This is a genomic window from Xanthobacter versatilis (genome assembly GCF_043193975.1).
In the GTDB taxonomy this organism is placed as follows: Bacteria; Pseudomonadota; Alphaproteobacteria; order Rhizobiales; family Xanthobacteraceae; genus Xanthobacter; species Xanthobacter autotrophicus_E.
Genome location: NZ_JBAFVB010000002.1, coordinates 705,299 through 726,229 on the forward strand (window position 1 = coordinate 705,299; position 20,931 = coordinate 726,229).

Here is a 20,931-nt window from a genome sequence, read left to right on the forward strand (position 1 = left end):
GCCGAGACGATGACCGCTCATTCCAACGTGCCTCGCACCCCGCCCCGCTTCTCGGCCACCTTCGATCCGGCGACGCTGGCCGAGATCCGCCGCGCGGCGGCCACCGGCATCTATGACATCCGTGGCGGCGGCACCAAGCGCAAGGTGCCCCACTTCGACGACCTGCTCTTCCTCGGCGCCTCCATGTCGCGCTATCCGCTGGAAGGCTATCGCGAGAAGTGCGGAACCGAGGTGGTGCTCGGCACCCGCTTCGCCAAGAAGCCCATCACCCTGAAGACCCCGGTGACCATCGCCGGCATGAGCTTCGGCGCGCTCTCGGCCCAGGCCAAGGAAGCGCTGGGCCGCGGCGCCACGACGGTGGGCACCTCCACCACCACCGGCGACGGCGGCATGACGCCGGAAGAGCGCGGCCAGTCGCAGACCCTGGTCTACCAGTACCTGCCGTCGCGCTATGGCATGAACCCGGTGGACCTGCGCAAGGCGGACGCCATCGAGATCGTCATCGGCCAGGGCGCCAAGCCCGGCGGCGGCGGCATGCTGCTGGGCCAGAAGATCTCCGATCGCGTCGCCGCCATGCGCAACCTGCCCAAGGGCATCGACCAGCGCTCGGCCTGCCGCCATCCGGACTGGACCGGCCCGGACGATCTTGAGATCAAGATCGAGGAGCTGCGCGAGCTCACCGACTGGGAAAAGCCCATCTACGTGAAGGTCGGCGCCTCCCGCCCCTATTACGACATCGCGCTGGCGGTGAAGGCGGGGGCGGACGTGGTGGTGCTCGACGGCATGCAGGGCGGCACCGCGGCCACCCAGGACGTGTTCATCGAGAACGTGGGCCTGCCTATCCTCGGCGCCATCCGCCCGGCGGTGCAGGCGCTGCAGGATCTCGGCATGCATCGCAAGGTGCAGCTCATCGTTTCGGGCGGCATCCGCTCCGGCGCGGACGTGGCCAAGGCGCTGGCGCTGGGCGCCGACGCGGTGGCCATCGGCACGGCGGCCCTCGTGGCGCTGGGCGACAACGATCCCCAGTGGGAGGACGAATACCAGGCGCTCGGCACCACCGCCGGGGCCTATGACGACTGGCACGAGGGCCTCGACCCCGCCGGTATCACCACCCAGGACCCGGTGCTCTCCGCCCGGCTCGATCCGGTGAAGGCCGGCCGTCGCCTCGCCAATTACCTGTCGGTGATGACACTCGAGGCGCAGACCATCGCCCGCGCCTGCGGCAAGAGCCACGTGCACAATCTGGAGCCGGAGGACCTTGTCGCCCTCACGGTGGAGGCCGCCGCCATGGCCGGCGTGCCGCTGGCCGGCACCTCGTGGATCCCGGGCCGCAACGGCGGCTACTGAGCCGCGTTTTCCTGACTTCGGCCGCGCCGCTCGACCGGCGCGGCCGCCATAAAAATCCTGAACATCCAAGACCTTCCTGCCAGGGATCGAACCCATGACCAGCAGAACCGAATTCGCACGGGAGGCGGAAGGGCGCGCCTCCGTCTCCGCCAAGGTGAGCCTCGACCTTGCCAAGATCGCCAAGGAACGCGGCATCAAGTATTTCCTCATCTCCTACGTGGACCTGTTCGGCGGCCTGCGGGCCAAGCTCGTGCCCGCTTCGGCCATCGGCCCCATGCAGAAGGAAGGCGCCGGATTTGCCGGCTTCGCCACCTGGCTCGACATGTCGCCGGCCGACCCGGACCTGTTCGCGGTGCCTGACCCCACCAGCCTCATCCAGCTGCCGTGGAAAGAGGAAATCGGCTGGCTCGCCGCAGACCTCTACATGGGCGGCGAGGAAGTGGCGCAGGGCCCGCGCACCGTTCTGAAGCGCCAGCTCGCCGCCGCCGCAGCGCTGGGCTACGAGGTGAAGACCGGCGTGGAGTGCGAGTATTTCCTGATCACGCCGGACGGCAAGGGCATCTCCGATACGTCGGATACTGCGGAAAAGCCCTGCTACGACCAGTCCGCCCTCATGCGCCGCTATGATGTCATCAAGGACATCTGCGATGCCATGATCAAGCTCGGCTGGGGCGCCTACCAGAACGACCACGAGGACGCCAACGGCCAGTTCGAGATGAACTGGAACTATGACAACGCCCTGCTCACCGCCGACCGCCACGTCTTCTTCAAGTACATGGTGAAGTCGATCGCGGAACAGCATGGCCTGCGCGCCACCTTCATGCCCAAGCCCTTCATCAACCTCACCGGCTCGGGCTGCCATGCCCATGTCTCGCTGTGGTCGAAGGGCAAGAATGCCTTCTCCGATCCCAAGGGCGAGCTGGGCGTCTCGCAGCTCGGCTACCATTTCATCGGCGGGCTGATCCACAATGCGGACGCGCTGTGCGCCATCACCAATCCCACGGTGAATTCCTACAAGCGCATCAACGCTCCGCGCACCATCTCCGGGGCCACCTGGGCGCCGAACACGGTGACCTACACCGGCAACAACCGCACCCACATGATCCGCATTCCGGACGCCGGCCGGTTCGAATTCCGCCTCGCCGACGGCGCGGCGAACCCCTACCTGCTCCAGGCGGGCCTCACGGCGGCGGGCCTCGACGGCATCGAGAACCAGCGCGATCCGGGCAAGCGCCTCGACATCAACATGTACACGGACGGGCACAAGGTGAAGGGCGCCAAGCGCCTGCCCCTGAACATGCTCGACGCCCTGCGCGCGCTGGAAAAGTCCCGCGTGCTGGGCGAGCGGCTGGGCCAGCCCTTCGTCACCGGCTATCTCAAGCTGAAGCACGAGGAATGGAACGCCTATTCCCGCCACCTCACCCAGTGGGAGCGGGACAACACGCTGGACATCTGAGCTGCGGAATAGCTCCCGCTCGCGACGGGCCCCGGAGGCAGCTCCGGGGCCTTTGTCGTTGGCACGGCGGGTCCCGCAGAACCGTACTTATTCGGCGGTCGCCAGCGTCTCCAGCCACGGCAATGCGGCCCGAAGGCCCGGCAGAACGTCTGCCTCCAACGCCTCCCGGCAGAAGGCGGCGACCTCGCGCGGCACCCGCCCCAGTTCCTGCCGCCGCGCGATCAAGGTGAGGCTGCGCGAGACGGCAGGCCCCGGTAAAGGCGCGCAGGAAAAGTTGGCAAAATCCACCCCAGCCTCAAACAGGCAGAGCGGGGTCGTCACCGCCACGCCCTCCCCCGCCGCCACCGTTGCCGTAACGCCATAGGGCGTGTCGAACTCCAGCCGGCGCGGCAAATCGAGCTTGAGGCGCCGCAAATGCCGTTCCACCTCGATGCCGGTCTTGGACCGCGCCGAGAAGCGCACCAGCGGCAGGCGGCGGACGAGCCGCGCCAGATCCTCCACCCGCGCCGGGGCGGCCTCGCCGGCCGGGAGCAGCAGCACATAGGGCTCGGTGAAGAGGGGGAAGCGCTCCAGCCCCTCGATGTCGGCCAGTTCGTCCACGCCCACCAGAAGGTCGAGCTGGCGCGACAGCAGCGCACTGGCGTGGGAGGCGGTGAGGCCCGCCAGCAGCGACACCTCCTCCGCCACGCCGGACAGACGCCCGGCCAGCGGCGCCGACAGGGCGCGGGAGAGCGAATCCACCAGCCCGGCGCGGATCAGCGGCAGGCGGCCATGCTCGGTCTCCTTCAAAGCGGGCACGATCTGCCGCGCCTCGGAGAGCAGCGCGCTCGCCTTCTGCCGCAGCACCCCGCCCGCCGCCGTGAGCCCCAGTGGCCGCACGCTGCGATCGAACAAGGCGACGCCCATGCGCCCCTCCAGCTCCGCCACCGCCTGCGACACCGCCGGCTGGGTGATCCCGAGCCGCCGCGCCGCCCCGGCCATGGCGCCGGCTTCGCAGACCGCGAGGAAGATCTCCAGCGTCTTCAGATCGAAAGGAAAAAGCTCGCGCACAAGGCCGGTCCGAGGCTCAGGGTCACACTATAAGCAGGATTTATATTAATCCTCGTTCGACGGCACGGTATAGAGGCTTACGAGGGGTCCGGAAGCCAGCGCCCCTTCCGAGTGCCCCAAGCGAGTGAACGATGTCCCGCTATTCCGTCCTCAGCCTCATCGCCAATGCGCTCACCGGCCAGACCGGGTGGAAGCCCGCATGGCGGGATGCCACGCCCAAGCCCGCCTATGAGGTGATCATCGTGGGCGGCGGCGGCCATGGCCTCGCCACCGCCTATTATCTCGCCAAGGAGCACGGCATCCGCAACATTGCGGTGCTGGAGAAGGCGCACATCGGCTCCGGCAATGCCGGGCGCAACACCACCATCATCCGCTCCAACTACCTGCTGCCCGGCAACGAGCCGTTCTACGAATGGTCCATGAAATTGTGGGAGGGCCTGGAGCAGGACCTCAACTACAACGCCATGGTCTCCCAGCGCGGCATCATCAATCTGTTCCACTCGGACGGCCAGCGCGACGCCTATGCCCGGCGCGGCAACGCCATGCGCCTTGCCGGCGCCGACTCGCAGCTGCTCGACCGCGAGCAGGTGCGCGCGCTTTGTCCCTTCCTCGATTTCGACAATTCGCGCTTCCCCATCAAGGGCGGGCTGATGCAGGCCCGCGCCGGCACCGCGCGCCACGATGCCGTGGTGTGGGGCTATGCCCGCGCCGCCGACCGGCTGGGCGTGGATATCGTGCAGAATTGCGAGGTCACCGGCTTCATCCGCGAGGGCGATGCGGTGGTGGGCGTGGAGACCACGCGCGGTTCCATCCGAGCCGGCAAGGTGGGCCTTGCGGTGGCCGGCTCGACCTCCCGCCTCACCCGCCTGCTGGACCTGCGCCTGCCCATCGAGAGCCATGCGCTGCAGGCGTTCGTCTCGGAAGGGCTGAAGCCGCTGGTGCCGGGGGTGATCACCTTCGGCATGGGGCATTTCTACGTCAGCCAGTCCGACAAGGGCGGCCTCGTCTTCGGCGGCGACATCGACGGCTACAATTCCTACGCCCAGCGCGGCAACCTGCCGGTGGTGGAGGACGTGGCCGAGGGTGGCATGGCGGTGATGCCCCTCATCGGCCGGCTGCGCATGCTGCGGGCCTGGGGCGGGCTCGTGGACATGTCCATGGACGGCTCGCCCATCATCGACGTGGGACCGCTGCCGGGCCTCTACCTCAACACGGGGTGGAACTACGGGGGCTTCAAGGCGACGCCGGCCTCCGGCTGGTGCTTTGCCCACACCATCGCGAAGGACGCGGCTCACGTCCTCAACGCCGCCTTCCGCCTCGACCGCTTCCGTTCCGGCCACATCATCGATGAGAAGGGGGTCGGCGCCCAGCCGAACCTGCACTGACCCATGCGCATCACCTGTCCCTATTGCGGCGCGCGCTCCTCCCACGAATTCGCCTATCTGGGCGACGCGGCGCCGACCCGTCCCGATCCCTCGGCCCCCGACGCGGCCGCGGCTTTCCATTCTTATGTCTATGAGCGGGACAATCCGGCCGGACCCATGGACGAGTTCTGGTACCATTCCGCCGGCTGCCGGCGCTGGCTGAAGGTGACGCGGGACACCCGCACTCACGCCATCATCGCCGTGGCCTTCGCCGAAGCCGGGGAGAGTGCACGATGACCCGCCTCGCCCATGGCGGCCTCATCGACCGCAGCCGCACCCTCTCCTTCGCCTTCGACGGCAAGACCTTCACTGGCCATCCCGGCGATACGCTGGCCTCGGCGCTGCTCGCCAACGGCGTGCGGCTCGTCGGCCGCTCGTTCAAGTATCACCGCCCGCGCGGCGTGGTGACGGCGGGGTCCGAGGAGCCCAACGCTCTGGTGGAGCTGCGCACCGGCGCCCGGCGCGAGCCCAACACCCGCGCCACCACGGTGGAGCTTTACGACGGGCTCGAAGCCGCGAGCCAGAACCGCTGGCCCTCGCTGGATTTCGACGCGCTGAGCGTGAACCGGCTGGTGTCGCCCTTCCTCGGCGCGGGCTTCTACTACAAGACCTTCATGTGGCCCGCCGCGTTCTGGGAAAAGGTCTACGAGCCGGTGATCCGCCGCGCCGCGGGCCTCGGCCGCGCCGCCAACGCGCCAGACCCGGACCATTATGAGAAGGCCACCGCCTTCTGCGACGTGCTCGTCATCGGCTCCGGCGCGGCCGGCCTTACGGCGGCGCTGGCGGCGGCGCGTTCCGGCGCGCGGGTGATCCTCGCGGACGAAGACTTCCGCCTCGGTGGCCGGCTGCTCTCCGAGCGGGCGGTGATCAATGGCGGTTCCGCCCTCGATTTCGTGGCGCGGGCAGAGGACGAGCTGGCGAGCCTGCCGAATGTGCGGCTCATGCCGCGCACCACCGTGTTCGGCGCCTATGACGGCAGCGAATATGGCGCCGTGGAGCGGGTGAGCGATCATCTGCCCGCCCCCCTGCCCTTCCAGCCGCGCCAGCGCCTGTGGCGGATCGTGGCCAAGCGCTGCGTGCTGGCGGCGGGCGCCTTCGACCGACCCATCGTGTTCCCCGGCAACGACCGGCCGGGCGTCATGTCGGCGCTGGCGCTCGCCACCTACGCCACCCGCTACGGCGCGGGCGCGGGGGCCAATGCCGCCGTCTTCTCCACCAACGACCATGCGGTGGCCGCCACCCTCGATGCGGCGGCAGCGGGCCTGAAGCTCGACGCCATCATCGACGTGCGCCCGGCTTTGACCGAACCGCTGGCGGCACGGGCGAAGGCGCTGGGCGTGCGCCTCATCACCGAGGGCGAGGTGGTGGCTACCTCCGGCAAGTGCCTGACATCCGTCACCGTGCGCACCCCGCGCGGCAGCGAGACGCTGGCGGTGGAAGCCCTCGGCGTGTCGGGTGGCGCAACGCCCAACCTCAACCTCACCTGCCATCTGGGCGGCAAGCCAGTGTGGCGCGAGGACATCGCCGCCTTCGTCCCCGGCGCGGTGCCGCCGGGCATGGCGGTGGCGGGCGCTGCGGCAGGCACGTTCGGTCTTGGTGACATCCTCGCCGAGGGCACCCGGCTCGGCGCAGCGGCCGCCTCCGACGCCGGCTTCGCCGCATCCCCGGCGCAGGCCCCGCAGGCGGAGGGCACGCCCACCGGCTTCAAGGCGGTCTTCCATGTGAAGGGCAAGGGGTCAAAGGGCGGTCCAGCCTTCGTGGACCAGCAGAACGACGTGACCGCCAAAGACGTGGCCCTCGCCCACCGCGAAGGCTTCCGCGCGGTGGAATTGCTGAAGCGCTACACCACGCTGGGCATGGCCACCGATCAGGGCAAGACCTCCAACATGGCCGGTCTCGCGGTGATGGCGGAGCTGACCGGAAAAGGCATTCCCGCCACCGGCACCACCGTGTTCCGCCCGCCCTACACGCCGGTGGCGCTGGGCGTGCTGGCCGGCCACCATCGCGGCATCGACTTCAAGCCGGCCCGTCCCACCCCGACCCACGCGTGGGCGCAAGCGCAGGGCGCGGTCTTCGTGGAAACCGGCCTGTGGATGCGCGCCGCCTATTTCCCCAAGCCCGGTGAAAAGGACTGGCTGGAAAGCGTGAACCGCGAGGTGAAAGCCACGCGTGAAAGCGTGGGCGTCATCGACGTATCCACCTTCGGCAAGATCGACCTTCAGGGCCCGGACGTGGGCATGCTGCTCGATCGCGTCTACATCAACATGTTCTCGACGCTGGCCGTGGGCAAGGCGCGCTACGGCGTGATGCTGCGCGAGGACGGCCTGGTCATGGACGACGGCACCACCGCACGCCTCGCCGACGACCATTATGTGATGACCACCACCACGGCCAACGCCGCCAAGGTCTACCAGCATCTGGAATTCTGCCTGCAGGTGCTGTGGCCGGAGCTGGATGTGTGCCTCGCCTCGGTGTCCGAGCAATGGGCGCAGATCGCCGTGTCCGGGCCGCGCTCCCGCGAGGTGCTGGCCAAGATCGTGGATGGGTTGGATGTGTCCAATGCCGGCCTCCCCTTCATGGGGGCGGCGCAGGGCACGGTGATGGGCGGCGTTCAGGCGCGCATCTTCCGCCTCTCCTTCTCCGGGGAGCTGGGCTACGAGATCGCGGTGCCGGCCCGCCACGGCCCGGCGCTCATGCAGGCGCTGATGGCGGCGGGCGCGCCCTTCGGCATCACGCCCTATGGTGTGGAGGCGCTGGGCGTGCTGCGCATCGAGAAGGGCCATGTCTCCGGCAGCGAGCTGACGGGCCAGACCTCGGCGCGCGATCTCGGCCTCGGCAAGATGGCGTCCACCAAGAAGGACTATATCGGCCGGGTGATGGCCGGGCGGCCCGCCTTCACCGACCCGGACCGGCCCAGCTTCGTCGGCTTCAAGCCGGTGGACCGCACCGCACGGCTGCGCGCCGGCGCCCATTTCCTGAAAGCCGGCGCGGCGGCGTCGACCGAGAACGACGAGGGCTACATGACCTCGACCGCCTTCTCACCCACCCTCGGCCACTACATCGGCCTCGGCCTTTTGAAACGCGGGCCGGAGCGCATGGGCGAGAAGGTGCGCGCCTTTGACCCGCTGCGGGGCGGTGACATCGAGGTCGAGGTGTGCTCTCCCGCATTCATTGACCCGCAAGGGGAGAAGCAGCGTGTCTGACCTGCTGGAACACATCGCCCCCACCCGCCTCGTGCCGGCGGGGCACTACGGCCCGGAGGGCGCCGCCGGCGTCACTGCGCGCGCGGTCGAGCCCGTTGCCGCCGCCACCCTGGTGGCCCGCAAGGGCGCCACCGCCCGCCTCATCGCCGCCTGCGCGGCGGCGGGCCTGCCTTTGGCCGACGGGCCGTGCGTCAGCTCCGGCGCGGGGCTGGAGGCGGTGGGCACCGGCCCCGGCCGCTGGCTCATCCTCGCCGAAGCCATGAGTGGGGCGGACCTCGTGGCGCGGCTTTCCGCCATGGCGCCTAGCCTTGCCGCCGTCACCGACCAGAGCGACGCCAATCTCATCCTCGACGTGTGCGGCGAGAAAGCCCGCGCGGCGATGGCCAAGGGCGTCATGGTGGACCTCGACCCAACCGCCTTTGCGGCCGGCGATGCGGCCACCACCACCGTGTCGCACGTGGGCGTCACCTTCTGGCAGCGCGATGCCGCCACCTTCCGCTTCGCCGTGGGGCGCTCGTTCGCGCCCGCCTTCCTGCGCTGGCTGACAGAGAGCGCGGCCGAGTTCGGCTTCGCGCTTTCCGGCACCGGACGAGGTTGACCGCAGCGCGGCGCGCGCGACATCCCTTCGCCCCTCACCTTTCCTCACGCGACCGCCCACGCCCCGGCGCGCGGCGCGCCAGCCAAAGACGCATCCCAATGACCACGCCGAGCGATCATTTCATCCTCACCTTCTCCTGCCCGAACAAGCCGGGCATCGTGGCGGGGGTGTCCACCTTCCTGTTCGAGAAGGGCTGCAACATCCTCGAGGCCCAGCAGTTCGACGACACTGAAACCAACCGCTTCTTCATGCGCGTGGTGTTCAACGTGGTGGCGAGCGAGGCGAGCCTGTCCGAGATCCGCGAGGGCTTCACCGCCGTGGCCGAGGGCTTCGCGCTGAACTGGACGCTGCGGCCCAAGGCTGAGAAGCGCCGGGTGCTGCTGCTGGCCTCCAAGTTCGACCATTGCCTCGCCGACCTGCTCTACCGCTGGCGCATCGGCGAGATCCCCATGGATATCACCGGCATCATCTCCAACCACCCGCGCGAGACCTATGCCCATCTCGATTTCGACGGCATCCCCTTCCATCACCTGCCGGTGACCAAGGCCACCAAGCTGGAGCAGGAAACGAAGATCTGGGAGATCTTCCAGTCGTCCGGCTCGGAGCTGGCCGTGCTCGCGCGCTACATGCAGGTGCTGTCCGACGGGCTCACCGCGAAGCTCTCGGGCAAGTGCATCAACATCCACCACTCGTTCCTGCCCGGCTTCAAGGGCGCCAAGCCCTATCACCAGGCCCACGCGCGCGGCGTGAAGCTGATGGGCGCCACCTCGCACTACGTGACCTCGGATCTCGACGAGGGGCCGATCATCGAACAGGACGTGGAGCGCATCTCCCACCAGGATTCCCCCGAAGACCTGGTGCGCAAGGGCCGCGACATCGAGCGCCGGGTGCTCGCCCGCGCCATCTCCTGGCACCTGCAGGACCGGGTGCTGCTGAACGGTTCGCGCACCGTGGTGTTCCGCGACTGACCGCCCTTCCAAGAGACCCAAAGGCGGCCGGTAGGGAAACCACCGGCCGCCCGGGGGCGTTGAACAGGGGAGATCCACCACCAGGGAGAACCCCATGCCCCGCAATGGCGTGCTTGTCGCCGCGGCTTTCGTTCTCGTCCTCGCCCTGTTCGCGGCGAACGTCTTCTCCAATCGCGGCACGCTCGAGCCCAGCGAAACCGCTCCGGAAAGCATCACCTCCCCGAGTGGCAACCCGCCGCCTCTGACCGTATCCCCCGATGCCCCTCCCGGGCGGACCATGTCGCCCACCGACAGCCAGCTCCCGGCAGTCGACCCGACGCGCTGAAAGCGCCTCTTTTATAGGCAAATGATGCTTTGATAGCGGCCCTATGACGGCCTGTACGGACTTTTTCAGAGCCACAAAATTTACATAACTATATAATATTTAATATTAAATAGAAAATTGCATACACATGGCGCGTTTCCTGCTAGGCCTTGCACGCCGCGCGGTGCGGTCGAACACGGGTTAGAGCATGCAGACCCTCGCCAGCCTCCTTTCCGCCCACAGGTCGGGCGCCCGCTCGGTGACCGACACGGTGCGCGCCGTCTATGCCCGCATCGCGGTGCAGGACGATCCGGCGATGTTCATCACCCTGCGTGCGGAAGCCGATGTGCTGGCGGAAGCCGCCGCCCTGGACGCGAAGGGCGACACCGCCCTGCCCCTCTATGGCATCCCGGTGGCGGTGAAGGACAATATCGACGTGGCCGGCCTGCCCACCACCTGCGCCTGCCCCGCCTTCGCCTATACGCCCGAGCACGACGCCACCGCCGTGGCGCGGCTGAAGGCGGCGGGCGCGCTCATCATCGGCAAGACCAATCTGGACCAGTTCGCCACCGGCCTCGTGGGCGTGCGCTCGCCCTATGGCATCCCGCGCAACGCCTTCAATCCGGCGCTGGTGCCCGGCGGCTCGTCCTCCGGCTCGGCGTCGGCGGTTTCGGCGGGCATCGTGCCGGTGTCGCTCGGCACCGACACCGCCGGCTCCGGCCGGGTGCCGGCCATGCTGCAGAACATCGTGGGGCTGAAGCCTTCCCTCGGCCTCGTGCCCAACACCGGCCTCGTGCCCGCCTGCAAGACTCTGGATTGCATCTCCATCTTCGCCCTCACGGTGGATGACGCCATGGCGGTGCTGGACGTGATCTCCGGCTTCGACCCGCAGGATGCCTGGTCCCGCGACCTGCCGGTCGGCCCGCTTGCCGCCGCGCCGCCGTCCTTCGTGCTCGGCGTGCTGCCGCACGCGCAGCGCGAGTTCTTCGGCGATGCCCATGCCGCAGCCGCCTATGAGGCGGCCCTCGCCCGCTTCAAGGCCATCGGCGCGACGCTGAAGGAGATCGATTTTTCCCCCTTCGCCGAGACCGCCCGCCTGCTTTATGAAGGCCCCTGGGTGGCGGAGCGCTGGATCGTGGCGGAGGAGCTGCTCACCACCACGCCCGAGGCACTGCATCCCGTCACCCGCGCCATCACCGAGCCGGGCGGCAAGGCCAGCGCCGCCGACGCCTTCCGCGCCACCTACCGGCTGAAGGAACTCAGGGCGAAGGTGGCCCCGGTGCTCGCCGCCATCGACGGCCTGCTGCTGCCCACTGCGCCCTCCGCCTACACGGTGGAGGAGGTGCTGGCCGATCCGGTGCGCCTCAATTCGCGCAATGGCACCTACACCAATTTCGTGAACCTCATGGACCTCTGCGGCATCGCCGTGCCGGCCGCCATTGCGCCCACCGGCGTGCCCTATGGCGTCACCCTGCTGGCGCCGGCCGGCAAGGACGCGCAGATGGCGGCGCTGGGCCGGGCCTTCGTGGGCGCCGGCGACCTGCCGCTGGGGGCGAGCCACGCCCCCGCCCCGCCCCTCGCGCCCCTGCCGGTGGCGGCAGAGCCGGGCCGTCTCGACATCCTGGTTTTCGGCGCCCACCTCTCCGGCATGGCGCTGAACGGGGATCTGAAAGCCATGGGCGGGCGCTTCGTGCGCACCGCGACCACTGCCCCCACCTATCGCATGAAGCGCCTGCCCGGTGCCGTGGCGCGCCCCGGCGTGGTGCGGGTGAAGGCGGACGGCGCGGTTCTGGAAGGCGAGATCTGGTCGCTGCCTTTCGAGGGCGTCGGGAAGCTGCTCGCCACCATTCCCGCCCCCCTCGGGCTTGGGCAGGTGGAACTGGCGGACGGCTCGCGCGTGGCCGGCTTCCTTGCCGAGGCGGCCGCCCTCGAGGGCGCTGAGGACATCACCGCGCACGGCGGCTTCCGCGCCTTCATGGCGGCGGCGCAGACCGCCTGAGGACCTGCCCCAAGGCCAAGGCACGAACGCGTGAGCCTGCTGGACAGGGTGACTGATACACTGTATCAAGAGCGCCGTTGAACCACTTTCCGGCAGGTTCCATGGCCCTTTCCTCCGCCGTCGATGCCACCGTCGCGCCCCCCGCTCCGAACCCGGCGCACGGGCATGACGAGCAATCCGGCCACTCCCACTCGGGCCACTCCCATGCGGCCCCCGCCCGGCCGACGTCCCGACGGCCGGAGGTGCGCATCGGCGCCTCGGTGCTGCGGCTCTCCCTTCTCGCCCGCCTCGCCATCGCCGGCACGCTGCTGGCGGTGCTGTGGACCGTCGTCTCCCTCGTGGTGGGGAGCGAGCCGTGACCGCCCAGATCTCCTTCCGCAACCTGACCCTCGGCTATGAGCGCCACCCCGCCGTCCATCACCTGTCGGGCGATGTGCGCGAGGGCGCGCTGCTCGCCGTGTGCGGATCCAACGGCGCCGGCAAATCCACCCTGCTGAAGGGCATCTGCGGCGCGCTTAAGCCGCTCGGCGGCGCCATCGACCTCCACGGCGTCTCCCCGCGCGACATCGCCTACCTGCCGCAGGGCGCCGAGATCGACCGCAGCTTCCCCATCAATGTCTACGACATGGTGTCCATGGGCCTGTGGCGGCGCGCCGGCCTGTTCGGCGGCATCGGCCGCGCCGACCGGCAGCACATCGCCGGTGCCATCGCCGCCGTGGGCCTGGAGGGCTTCGAGGCGCGCCCCATCGGCACGCTGTCCGGCGGGCAGATGCAGCGCACCCTGTTCGCCCGCCTGCTACTGCAGGACGCCCGCGTGATCCTTCTGGACGAGCCCTTCACCGCCCTCGACGCCAAGACCGTGTCCGACCTCGTGGACCTGGTGCGGCGCTGGCACGGCGAGAAGCGCACGGTGATCGCGGTGCTGCACGATTTCGATCTGGTCCGCACCACCTTCCCTGAGACGCTGCTCCTGGCCCGGACCCCGGTGGCCTGGGGCCCGACCTCGGAAGCGCTGGGCGCGGAGAACCTGCTTAAGGCGCGCCGCATGGGCGAAGCCTGGCGGGAGGATGCCCCGGACTGTTCCGACGCGGCCTGAGCGCGCCCGCACCGCACGTTTATCGCCGGCCCTTTGCTTGGCCGGGAGCCGGGAAAAGGCTGTCCAACCCCGGTCCGGTTTCAGCCCCCAACCGGACCCTCGGCCTCCCGGCCAAGCAAAGGGACCATGCCCCTTCGATCGCGGCGAGCCATCGCCGCGCGCCTGACACTTCTGCCCTCCCGGCACGCGCGTGCGATGCCCCGCCACCGCCTCGGCCGTGGCACCGACAGAGACGAGAATGAACCCTTACGACGTGCTCATCGCTCCGTTCACGGAGTTCGAATTCATGCGGCGGGCGCTGGCCGGCGTGTTCGCGCTGGCGCTGGGGGCGGGGCCGCTCGGCGCCTTCCTCATGCTCCGGCGCATGTCGCTGACGGGGGATGCCATGGCCCATGCCATCCTCCCCGGCGCCGCCATCGGCTTCCTGTTCGCCGGGCTGAACCTCTACGCCATGACTGCCGGCGGGCTCGCCGCCGGGCTTCTGGTGGCGGTGGGCGCCGGCGTGGTGGCCCGGGCCACCGGCATGAAGGAGGACGCCTCGCTCGCGGCCTTCTACCTGATCTCGCTGGCGCTCGGCGTGCTCATCGTGTCGCTGAAGGGCTCCAACGTGGACCTGCTGCACGTGCTGTTCGGCACCGTGCTGGGCATCGACGACGCCACGCTGATCCTCATCGCCTCCATCACCACGCTCACGCTGGTGACACTCGCCTTCATCTGGCGGCCGCTGGTGCTGGAGTGCGTGGACCCCACCTTCCTCGCCTCGGTGAGCCGGGCCGGCGGGGTGAGCCACATCGCCTTCCTGTCGCTGGTGGTGATGAACCTGGTGGGCGGCTTCCACGCGCTGGGCACCCTGCTGTCGGTGGGGCTGATGATGCTGCCCGCCGCCACCGCGCGCTTCTTTGTGCGCGACCTCACCGCGCTGGTGACCCTCTCCACGGTCATCGCGTTCGCGGCCGGCACCATCGGCCTGCTGGTCTCCTACCACCTGGGCACGCCGTCCGGCCCCTCCATCATCCTGGTGGCGGGCCTTGCCTACGCCGCTGCCGTGGTTTTCGGCCCCATCGGCGGGCTTGTCACCCGCCTCGTTCCGGGCCGCCATCTCGAAGCCTGAAGGGAAAACCTGATGCTGAACAGACGTATCGTCCTCGGCGCACTTGCCGGCCTCGCGCTTGCCAGCCCGGCCCTGGCGCAGGGTGCCGCCGCCCCCGCCCAGAAGCTGCCGGTGGTGGCCTCCTTCTCCATCCTCGGGGATTTCGTGAAGCAGGTGGGCGGCGACCGGGTGGCCGTCACCACCATCGTCGGCCCCAATGGCGATGCCCACGTCTACCAGCCGACCCCCGCCGACGCGAAGGCGGTCACCGCCGCCAAGGTGGTGTTCGTGAACGGCCTCGGCTTCGAGGGCTGGCTCGACCGCCTCATCAAGGCGTCCGGCACCAAGGCGCCCATCGTGGTCGCCACCCAGGGCATCACGCCGCGCACCGGCTTCGTCGACCATGACGAGGACGAGAAGCCGAAGGGCAAGGACAAGCACGCCAAGGAGGAGCATGGCCACGACCACGGCGGCATCGATCCCCACGCCTGGCAGTCCATCGCCAACGCCAAGGTCTATGTGGCCAACGTGCGCGACGGCCTGATCGCCGCCGATCCCGACGGCCGCGACGCCTACACCGCCAACGCAGCCGCTTATACCGCCAAGCTCGACGCCCTGGAGACCGAGGTGAAGGCGGCGCTGGCCCGCATCCCGGCCGAGCAGCGCCGCATCATCACCTCCCACGACGCCTTCGGCTATTTCGGCGAGGCCTATGGCGTGGTGCTGGTGGCGCCCGAGGGCGTCTCCACCGAAAGTGAGGCCTCGGCCAAGGACGTGGCGCGCATCATCCGCCAGATCAAGGCGCAGAAGATCCCCGCCGTGTTCGTGGAGAACATCACCGACCCGCGCCTGATGCAGCGCATCGCCAAGGAAACCAGCGCCAAGGTGGGCGGCACGCTCTATTCCGACGCCCTCTCCGATGACAAAGGCCCGGCGAGCACCTACATCGACATGATGCACTCCAACGTGCGCGAGCTTTCCGCCGCTTTGGCGAGCTGAGCGCCACAGTTCCGGTTTTCAAATCGCGGCGGCCGGAGAGCCCTCCGGCCGCCGCCCGACATCAGGTGAATGCCATGGCTGAAACGCAGGCCGAGAAGATCCCCGTCACCGTGCTCACCGGCTATCTGGGCGCCGGCAAGACGACGCTGCTCAACCGCATCCTCTCGCAGCCCCACGGCAAGAAATTCGCGGTCATCGTCAATGAGTTCGGCGAGATCGGCATCGACAACGACCTCGTGGTGGGCGCCGACGAGGAAGTGTTCGAGATGAATAACGGCTGCATCTGCTGCACCGTGCGCGGCGATCTCATCCGCGTCATCGACGGCCTGCTGCGCCGCAAGGGCGGCTTCGACGGCATCATCGTCGAGACCACCGGCCTTGCCGACCCGGCCCCCGTGGCCCAGACCTTCTTCGTGGACGAGGAAGTGCAGGCCAAGACCCGCCTCGACGCCGTGGTCACCGTGGCCGACGCCAAGTGGCTCTCCGACCGGCTGAAGGACGCTCCCGAAGCCAAGAACCAGGTGGCCTTCGCCGACGTGATCCTGCTCAACAAGACCGATCTCGTCACCGGCGCGGAGCTTGACCAGGTGGAAGCCCGCATCCGCGGCATCAACCCCTATGCCAAGCTCTACCGCACCACGAAGTCGGAGATCGACATCGCCAAAGTCCTGAACCAGGGCGCCTTCGACCTCGACCGCATCCTGGAGCTGGAGCCCGCCTTCCTCGAGGACGACGACCACCACCATCACGACCATGAGCACGGGCCGGACTGCGGCTGCGACCATGATCACGGCCACGATCACGCGCACGATCATCATCACCATGGCCTAAAGGCGGTGCATGATGACGAGGTGCAGTCGGTCGCCTTCTCCACCGAGAAGGAGCTGAACCCGGACAAGTTCTTCCCCTGGGTGCAGAATCTGGTGGCCACCGAAGGGCCGAACATCCTGCGCTCCAAGGGCATCCTGTCGTTCGCCAACGACCCGGACCGCTTCGTGTTCCAGGGCGTGCACATGATCCTCGACGGCGATCACCAGCGCCCGTGGAAGGCCGACGAGAAGCGCGTGAGCCGCATCGTCTTCATCGGCCGCAAGCTTGATCGCAAGGCGCTGGAGGACGGCTTCCTGTCCTGCGCGGCGTGATCGCTCGCACGGTTCCAGAATGCAACAAGGCCCGCGGCATCCCCGCGGGCCTTGTTCATTTCAGCGCCCTCAGGCCATCAGGCCGCGCACCAGCAGGTCGTGATACTCCAGTGCCACCTCCTCGGCGGATTTGCCGCCGTCGGGCTTGAACCAGCGCACCATCCAGCTCAGCAGCGAGAGCACCGCGCGGCCGGTCATGGCGGCGCTCACCTCCCGGAACGAGCCGTCCGCGACGCCGGCCTGGAGGATCCGCCGCAGCAGGCCCTCATGGGCATCGCGCAGGGCGAGGGCATCGTCCTTGAGGCCGCTGTTGGCCATGCCGGAGAACCCCACCAGCATGGTGACGAAGCAATCGTAATTGTCCGCCAGGAAGCGGGCGTGGGCCATCATGAACTGCTTGAGGCGCTCCACCGGCGGATCGGCCTCGTTCACAGCCTTGGCGGCGGTTTCGTAGAGGCCGGTCAGGGTGAAGATGATGATGGCATCGTAGATCTCCTGCTTGGAGGAGAAGTAATTGTAGATGGCGCCCTTGGAATAGTTCATGGCGGCGGCCAGCTCGTTGAGCGAGCTTTCCACATAGCCCTTTTGCGCGAACAGCTGCGCCGCCTGGCGCAGGATCTCTGCGCGCGGGTCTGCCATGAGCGGCGGGCGGCCCAGCCGCGCGGCGGCGCCGCCAGGCCCCGCGATCTTGGGCGGGCGCCCGCGACGGCGTGGCGGCAAGGGTGCGGTCTCCGGCGCGGTCTCGGCCACCGGCACTTTTTTCAGTTCGTCCTGCAGCGGTCCGCTCCCTTGACTGAGGCAAGATAATTATATACCGACTGGATGGAATGTAAATGGAGCCCGCGCTCACCGGCCGGGCTCGCAGCGGGAGACGCACCCAATGGCAGCCGCCACCAAGCCCGTGTTCGACTGGACCGACCCCTTCGACCTCAACGGCCAGCTCACCGAGGACGAGCGGCTGGTGCGCGACACCGCGCGCGACTATGCGCAGGAGAAGCTGCTGCCCCGCGTCACCTCCGCCTATCTGGAGGAGCGGTTCGACCGCGAGATCATGAACGAGATGGGCGAATTGGGCCTGCTCGGCCCCACCATCCCTGCGGAATACGGCGGCGCGGGCCTCGGCTATGTGTCCTACGGCCTTGCCGCGCGCGAGGTGGAGCGTGTGGACAGCGGCTACCGCTCGGCCATGAGCGTGCAGTCCTCCCTCGTCATGCACCCCATCTTCGCCTATGGCACCGAGGCGCAGCGCCAGAAGTATCTGCCGAAGCTCGCCACCGGCGAGTGGATCGGCTGCTTCGGCCTCACCGAGCCGGATGCGGGTTCCGATCCCGCCGGCATGCGCACCCGCGCCGAGAAGATCGACGGCGGCTATCGCCTGAACGGCGCCAAGATGTGGATCACCAATTCGCCCATCGCCGACCTCGCGGTGGTGTGGGCGAAGTCGGCGGCCCACGACAATGCCATCCGCGGCTTCGTGGTGGAGCGCGGCATGAAGGGCTTCTCCACCCCCAAGATCGAGGGCAAGCTTTCGCTGCGCGCCTCCATCACCGGCGAGATCGTGCTGGAGGACGTGGAGATCCCCGAAGAGAACCTTTTGCCCAACGTGTCCGGCCTTGCCGGCCCGTTCGGCTGCCTCAACCGGGCGCGCTACGGCATCGGCTGGGGCGCCATGGGCGCGGCGGAGGCCTGCTTCGCCCAGGCCCGGCAATACACGCTGGACCGCAAGCAGTTCGGCAAGCCGCTGGCCGCCACCCAGCTGGTGCAGAAGAAGCTGGCGGACATGGCCACCGACATCGCCTTCGGCCTGCAGGCCTGCCTGCGCGTCGGCCGGCTGTTCGAGGAAGGCCGCCTGCCGCCGGAGACCATCTCCTTCATCAAGCGCAACAATTGCGGCAAGGCGCTGGACATCGCCCGCACCGCCCGCGACATGCACGGCGGCAACGGCATCTCCGCCGAATTCCACGTCATCCGCCACGCCGCGAACCTTGAGACCGTGAACACCTATGAGGGCACGCACGACATCCACGCGCTGATCCTCGGCCGCGGCATCACCGGCATCCAGGCGTTCTTCTGAGGAGTGGGAGGCCTCCCCCTCCAGAACCACCGTCATGCCCGGGCTTGACCCGGGCATCCACGTCCCGCCGCCTGGCACCGCGCGTCCTATAGGGACCCCGGCCCGACCGCGTGGATCGCCGAAACCCGCATGTTTGCGGGTTTCGTTCTCAGGGACGGAAGTCGGCAACAGCCGACCTCCGGATCAAGTCCGGCCATGACAATGGCTTTGGAACGACCCCGCGCCAGAACGAGCCCCGCCATGTCCCCTCCCCTCGCCGGCCTTCGCGTCCTTGAACTTGCCCGCATCCTCGCAGGTCCCTGGTGCGGGCAGCTGCTCGCCGATCTCGGCGCCGAGGTCATCAAGGTGGAGCGCCCCGGCGGCGGCGACGATACCCGCACCTGGGGCCCGCCCTTCCTGACGGGGGAGGACGGGGCCGATCTCGGCGCCGCCTATTTCCATGCCACCAATCGCGGCAAGCGCTCGGTGGCGGTGGATTTCGAGACCGCGGAGGGACAGGAGACCATCCGCGCGCTGGCCCGCCAGAGCGATGTGGTCATCGAGAACTTCAAGGTGGGCGGCCTCAAGAAATACGGCCTCGACTACGCGAGCCTGAAGGCGGAGAACCCGCGCCTCGTCTATTGCTCGGTCACCGGCTTCGGCCAGGACGGCCCTTATGCGCCGCGCGCCGGCTACGACTTCCTGGTGCAGGGCATGGGCGGCATCATGGACCTCACCGGCGCGCCGGAGGGCGAGCCGCAGAAGGTGGGGGTCGCCTTCGCCGATATCTTCACCGGCCTCTATGCCACCGTGGGCATCCTCGCCGCCCTGCGTCGGCGGGAGGAGACTGGCACCGGCGGCCATGTGGACATGGCGCTGCTCGACACCCAGGTGGGCGTGCTGGCCAACCAGGCCATGAACTACCTCACCTCCGGCAAGGCCCCCAGGCGCATGGGCAATGCCCATCCCAACATCGTGCCCTATCAGGTCTTCCCCTGCGCGGACGGCTATTTCATCGCCGCCGTGGGCAATGACGGCCAGTTCGCCCGTTTCTGTGCCGTGCTCGGCGCGCCGGAGCTGGCGCAGGAGGCCGATTTCGGCACCAACCCCGCTCGCGTCGCCCACCGCGCCGCGCTGGTGCCGCAGCTGTCAGCGCTGACCGCCGCCTTCAGGCGCGACGACCTGCTCGCCGCGCTGGAGGCGAAGGGGGTGCCTGCCGGCCCCATCAACACGGTGGCGCAGGTGTTCGACGATCCGCAAGTGAAGGCCCGCGGCCTGCGCGTGGACCTGAAGGAGGCCGGCGGCGGCACCATCCCGGCGGTGGCGAGCCCTATCGTGCTCGACGGCGAGCGGCAGGTGGCCAAGGCCGCCAGCCCGCGCCTCGGTGCCGATACGCAGGCCGTGCTGGCGGCACTCAAGGCGCTGGCGAAGGGCTGAGCCTCCCGCCGCCGCATTCATTTCCGGTGGCGTTCGACCTGCAAGACCGAGACGCAACAAAGAACCGGGACGCAAAAGGGGACGGCGCACAGGCGTCGTCCCCCGTTCTGATGAAAGATCTCCGCCCTCAGGCCGCGACGGGCTTCACCTTCCGCAGAGGCCACGCAAACAGGCCGAAGATGCCGGGGTTCTTGTTCCAGGCATCGAGTGCCACCGCCAGCGACGCCACGCCCCAGAACACCAGATATTCGATACCGTGCCCGGCCCAGAACCAGCCGAGACCGTACACCGCCACGATGGCATAGGCGGCGACCACCATGAGGCCGGCGGAAACCACACCCAGATACTTGGTGAACACTCCGAAGGTCAGGCCCACGGCGCAGATCAGCTCCATGGTGACGGACAGGACCACGAAGGCTTCCGGCGGATGAAAGCCAGCCTTCGTGAAGAAGCCCACCGCCCCCGCAAAGCCGACGATCTTCGAGATGGCGTGTGGAAAATAGAACAAACCGGTCGTCAGACGGACAACAACGATCGGATTTGTCACATCAAATCTTCCATCTGAAACCGACATTGAAGCATACTCCTCACCTGCACCAATCATCATCCATGATGATCTATAACGTGAGGTGGATTTTGCTCCTCCAAGGCCCATGGACATTGATGTGGCGCAATACTTACCTCCGCCACGCCGGGCGTTTTTCACAGCAGCGTTTGCAGCATTGCATGAATGAGCAGAGGCGCGGAGCCTCGCGCCATGCCGGC

At 68.5% G+C, this 20,931-nt stretch carries 19 protein-coding genes; 16 read left to right on the forward strand and 3 right to left on the reverse strand.

The annotated features are described in order from the left end of the window. Positions 1-9: 9 nt before the first annotated feature. Entirely contained in the window at positions 10-1,347 is a 1,338-nt protein-coding gene (locus V5F66_RS06870; RefSeq protein ID WP_012116667.1) for an FMN-binding glutamate synthase family protein, read from the forward strand. 94 nt (positions 1,348-1,441) lie between these two features. Next, positions 1,442-2,803, forward strand: a complete 1,362-nt coding sequence (gene glnT / locus V5F66_RS06875) for a type III glutamate--ammonia ligase (protein ID WP_394000493.1) — start codon at positions 1,442-1,444, stop codon at positions 2,801-2,803. An 87-nt stretch (positions 2,804-2,890) separates the two neighbouring features. Here the strand turns inward: glnT and V5F66_RS06880 are convergent, their stop codons facing one another. Next, positions 2,891-3,853 carry a LysR family transcriptional regulator gene (locus V5F66_RS06880; protein ID WP_394093523.1) on the reverse strand — a complete coding sequence of 321 codons (963 nt, stop codon included), beginning with the start codon at positions 3,851-3,853 and terminating at the stop codon, positions 2,891-2,893. 131 nt (positions 3,854-3,984) lie between these two features. Between V5F66_RS06880 and V5F66_RS06885 the strand changes: the two genes are divergently transcribed. From V5F66_RS06885 to V5F66_RS06940, 12 genes are all read left to right on the forward strand, one after another. Next, positions 3,985-5,238, forward strand: a complete 1,254-nt coding sequence (locus tag V5F66_RS06885) for a sarcosine oxidase subunit beta family protein (protein ID WP_394093524.1) — start codon at positions 3,985-3,987, stop codon at positions 5,236-5,238. A gap of 3 nt (positions 5,239-5,241) precedes the next feature. Further along, positions 5,242-5,514, forward strand: coding sequence for a sarcosine oxidase subunit delta (locus tag V5F66_RS06890; RefSeq protein WP_394005370.1), 273 nt, complete (start codon positions 5,242-5,244; stop codon positions 5,512-5,514). Then, complete coding sequence (locus tag V5F66_RS06895) at positions 5,511-8,480, forward strand: sarcosine oxidase subunit alpha family protein (protein ID WP_394093525.1); 2,970 nt, start codon at positions 5,511-5,513, stop codon at positions 8,478-8,480. Before V5F66_RS06890 ends, V5F66_RS06895 begins: the two co-directional genes overlap by 4 nt. Next, positions 8,473-9,078 carry a sarcosine oxidase subunit gamma gene (locus V5F66_RS06900; RefSeq protein WP_394093526.1) on the forward strand — a complete coding sequence of 202 codons (606 nt, stop codon included), beginning with the start codon at positions 8,473-8,475 and terminating at the stop codon, positions 9,076-9,078. The genes V5F66_RS06895 and V5F66_RS06900 overlap by 8 nt, the downstream gene beginning before the upstream one ends. A 98-nt stretch (positions 9,079-9,176) precedes the next feature. Then, positions 9,177-10,046 carry a formyltetrahydrofolate deformylase gene (purU, locus tag V5F66_RS06905; protein ID WP_012116674.1) on the forward strand — a complete coding sequence of 290 codons (870 nt, stop codon included), beginning with the start codon at positions 9,177-9,179 and terminating at the stop codon, positions 10,044-10,046. A 94-nt stretch (positions 10,047-10,140) separates the two neighbouring features. After that, entirely contained in the window at positions 10,141-10,371 is a 231-nt protein-coding gene (locus V5F66_RS06910; protein ID WP_394093527.1) for a hypothetical protein, read from the forward strand. 187 nt (positions 10,372-10,558) lie between these two features. Then, the gene (gene atzF / locus V5F66_RS06915; RefSeq protein WP_394093528.1) at positions 10,559-12,349 is read left to right on the forward strand and encodes an allophanate hydrolase; all 1,791 of its coding nucleotides are present in this window, start codon (positions 10,559-10,561) and stop codon (positions 12,347-12,349) included. 101 nt (positions 12,350-12,450) lie between these two features. Continuing rightward, positions 12,451-12,708, forward strand: coding sequence for a hypothetical protein (locus V5F66_RS06920; protein WP_394005364.1), 258 nt, complete (start codon positions 12,451-12,453; stop codon positions 12,706-12,708). Beyond that, on the forward strand, positions 12,705-13,445 hold the full coding sequence (locus V5F66_RS06925; RefSeq protein ID WP_394053769.1) for a metal ABC transporter ATP-binding protein: 741 nt from the start codon (positions 12,705-12,707) through the stop codon (positions 13,443-13,445). Before V5F66_RS06920 ends, V5F66_RS06925 begins: the two co-directional genes overlap by 4 nt. Positions 13,446-13,683: 238 nt before the next feature. Continuing rightward, positions 13,684-14,556, forward strand: coding sequence for a metal ABC transporter permease (locus V5F66_RS06930; RefSeq protein WP_012116678.1), 873 nt, complete (start codon positions 13,684-13,686; stop codon positions 14,554-14,556). A 12-nt stretch (positions 14,557-14,568) separates the two neighbouring features. Continuing rightward, complete coding sequence (locus tag V5F66_RS06935; RefSeq protein WP_394093529.1) at positions 14,569-15,534, forward strand: metal ABC transporter substrate-binding protein; 966 nt, start codon at positions 14,569-14,571, stop codon at positions 15,532-15,534. A gap of 74 nt (positions 15,535-15,608) precedes the next feature. Next, a complete protein-coding gene (locus tag V5F66_RS06940; RefSeq protein ID WP_012116680.1) occupies positions 15,609-16,676 on the forward strand; it encodes a CobW family GTP-binding protein in 1,068 nt (355 codons plus the stop codon). A 69-nt stretch (positions 16,677-16,745) separates the two neighbouring features. On the opposite strand, the gene V5F66_RS06945 is transcribed toward V5F66_RS06940, so the two are convergent. Continuing rightward, complete coding sequence (locus V5F66_RS06945; RefSeq protein ID WP_394093530.1) at positions 16,746-17,396, reverse strand: TetR/AcrR family transcriptional regulator; 651 nt, start codon at positions 17,394-17,396, stop codon at positions 16,746-16,748. A 160-nt stretch (positions 17,397-17,556) separates the two neighbouring features. On the opposite strand from V5F66_RS06945, the gene V5F66_RS06950 reads away from it, so the two are divergent. Together V5F66_RS06950 and V5F66_RS06955 are read left to right on the forward strand one after the other, a co-directional pair. Then, positions 17,557-18,750: an acyl-CoA dehydrogenase gene (locus V5F66_RS06950; protein WP_394053773.1), complete on the forward strand. Its 1,194-nt coding sequence runs from the start codon at positions 17,557-17,559 to the stop codon at positions 18,748-18,750. Between the two features lie 240 nt (positions 18,751-18,990). Then, the gene (locus V5F66_RS06955) at positions 18,991-20,166 is read left to right on the forward strand and encodes a CaiB/BaiF CoA transferase family protein (protein ID WP_012116683.1); all 1,176 of its coding nucleotides are present in this window, start codon (positions 18,991-18,993) and stop codon (positions 20,164-20,166) included. Between the two features lie 127 nt (positions 20,167-20,293). On the opposite strand, the gene V5F66_RS06960 is transcribed toward V5F66_RS06955, so the two are convergent. After that, a complete protein-coding gene (locus V5F66_RS06960; RefSeq protein ID WP_394093531.1) occupies positions 20,294-20,773 on the reverse strand; it encodes a DoxX family protein in 480 nt (159 codons plus the stop codon). Positions 20,774-20,931: the final 158 nt, after the last annotated feature.